Here is a 2325-nt window from a genome sequence, read left to right as displayed (position 1 = left end):
CCACCCGGACCAGCCAGGATGCATCATGCACCCAGGACCCGGCAGTGATCAGCCACCGAAGTCACTTACATGTGCGGCCCCAACCTCGGCGTCCTGCGAGGTAGCGCTACGGCGATGAGGCCCGAGTGGTCTTCTCGCAGCAGGAAAGGGACCTTCTACTCTGGAGGTGTCTCGGAGGGGGGGGTATGTTTGCACGAAAGAACTAGTCATCAAGGACAGATGACTGCGCCGGGAAGGGGAAACGATGAGCAAAGCATCATCCATGGTTCTACTTCGTGTCGGTTATTCTCGATGGAGGGCGGTGGCCTTGCTAACGGCCCTCCTCGTGGGGATTCCGACCGCAACAGCACTCGCACACGGTTTCGGGACTTCAGCGAACCCCGACCACTACGTTGCTGACAGCTCGTACCACACATGGGCGGAGACAGAGAGCTCGGATGGTGAGTATTACGCAATGATCGGCTCGTGGCTTGCCGCGATTAACGGGCAACTCCGAGATCGAACCGATATGAGCGTCGGACAACAGACCTACAACACAAACACGGACGTCTATTGGTATGTGACGCCGTCAGTTGGCACTGCCGACGCAACCTGCGTCGATTTCTCTTCGTCGCTCGTCTGCAATCAGGTGAGGGTTCGATTCAACACTACCTGGGCCTACACCTATTCGTCGGCCCAGCGGCAACAGGGTGCTTGTCATGAGATTGGCCACTCGGTGGGGTTTGACGACTCGCAGCCTGAGAACAACACAGGCTGCATGAGTGGAGGCGGCCAGGGCGTGCTCTCATCGCACGAAATCGGCCACATCAACGCACAGTACTGACAGCAACCAGGAGAGCCCTGATGCGCACACTATCAACTCGATCGATTCTGGCTGTATGCCTTGTGGCTGTTGCAGGAGTGAGCTGTGGCACAACAGAAGGCACTGACACCGTCGGATCGTCAACGGTGAATGACCTGCCAGTTACCAACTCAGAGGTAAATGAGACACCGTACGACAATATCGCAAGTCTGACCGACGCTTCGGATCTCGTCATAGTTGGTGAGGTCTTGGCGGTCAGGTCCATTGGAACACCGGACGAGGCTGAGGATCCACACGCGTCCGAGTATTTCATGGTCACAGTGCAACCCGAGAAGACCCTCAAGGGCACGGCTCCGTCCGCCGTCACAATCGCATGGGAAGGATTCATAACCGATGGGTCCGGAAATCGAACCCTCCGCGTTGAGCGGAGTGGCGTTGGCATGCCCGAGCTCGGCATGCGGGTCCTGCTCTATCTCCTCGAGGAGTCCAGGGAGCGCAGTGATTTCTTCGGTGGAGAGATCAGTCATCGGCTCAACACTCTTGACGGGATCCTGTTTGTCGGCGCCGACGGTCGGCTCACCACCCCTTTGCATGGTGAGAACCGACCAGCGCATCAACTCTCGGGCAGCAAGGTGGATGAGATCGGATCGCTGTCAGAAGCGTCGGGCTGAAACATTGCGTTCTGGTACCCGATCGCCAAATCGGGTACCAGATCGAGCATTTCGCCGAGTGTCCGGGATCGATGCCTGTTTGTTTGTCAAGGGGTGTTTTGGGGCGCGGTTGGGTGTCTCGGCTGAACCGAGGTGCTTGGTGACGCGTAGGCTTAGGAACGGCTCGGGGTGGCTGCGCTGAAGAGCCGGTGATCAGGATGGAATACCGGCCACGCAAGCGTCAGAGACGTTCCTGGGTGCCCCCCGGGCCCTACTGGTTGTTGCGTTGTTGGTCGGTTTGGAGATGGCGGTAGACGACGTCGGAGAGGCGCCGTTTCAACGCCCGGATCGCTTCCTTGGGTGTTTTGCCCTCTTCGAGTTTGCGTTCGTAGAAGATGCGGCCCTCGGTGTTGGGGTGACGCAGCTGGCGAAGCACCAGTAGGTTTCGTGACAGCTGTCCCGAACGGTGGCTACCTCCTGGGAGGTGGCAGATTCGAATCCGGCCACGTCGGCACCTACATCACCACCGACCAGCAAACCACAAGCGGGCTCCTCGTCATCGACCCACAAACACTCGAAATCATTGAAACTCACGACGTAAACGTGGCATGGGCGCAGTACCTTCAGCCAACCGCCAACGGAGACGCCATCTACATCGACGGTGGAACCCAAGGCACCCTGCGCTTTGACCCCATCTCCGGGACCCTCACCGAAATCGACACAACCACACCATGGGAAGCAGCCCTCATCGAACACGGGCTGTCCTACACCCGCAACGCGAACTAACCGACCGAGATGAATCGCCCTGGGAGAGTTGGAGACTCCGGAGCTTGGAAGCGAGGATGGAGTTATGGATTATCAGGGTGATGGGAC

4 protein-coding genes are annotated in these 2325 nt (G+C 58.5%); 3 read left to right on the top strand and 1 reads right to left on the bottom strand.

Features of this window, described 5'->3' with window-relative positions:
- The first annotated feature begins 301 nt into the window (after positions 1–301).
- Together P1T08_18745 and P1T08_18740 are read left to right on the top strand one after the other, a co-directional pair.
- The gene (locus P1T08_18745; GenBank protein MDF1598112.1) at positions 302–823 is read left to right on the top strand and encodes a hypothetical protein; all 522 of its coding nucleotides are present in this window, start codon (positions 302–304) and stop codon (positions 821–823) included.
- 125 nt (positions 824–948) lie between these two features.
- Positions 949–1473: a hypothetical protein gene (locus tag P1T08_18740; protein MDF1598111.1), complete on the top strand. Its 525-nt coding sequence runs from the start codon at positions 949–951 to the stop codon at positions 1471–1473.
- A gap of 250 nt (positions 1474–1723) precedes the next feature.
- Here the strand turns inward: P1T08_18740 and P1T08_18735 are convergent, their stop codons facing one another.
- Complete coding sequence (locus P1T08_18735; GenBank protein MDF1598110.1) at positions 1724–1888, bottom strand: hypothetical protein; 165 nt, start codon at positions 1886–1888, stop codon at positions 1724–1726.
- An 11-nt stretch (positions 1889–1899) separates the two neighbouring features.
- Here P1T08_18735 and P1T08_18730 point away from each other — a divergent pair, with 11 nt between their 5' ends.
- Positions 1900–2238 (top strand): hypothetical protein, encoded by a 339-nt coding sequence (locus P1T08_18730; protein ID MDF1598109.1) that lies wholly within the window; start codon positions 1900–1902, stop codon positions 2236–2238.
- Positions 2239–2325 lie beyond the last annotated feature (87 nt).

The sequence above is a fragment of the Acidimicrobiia bacterium genome, from assembly GCA_029210695.1.
Taxonomy (GTDB): Bacteria; Actinomycetota; Acidimicrobiia; order Spongiisociales; family JAHEDJ01; genus JAHEDJ01.
Note: the sequence above shows the minus strand (reverse complement) of the source record. Positions and strands in the feature narration are given on the sequence as shown.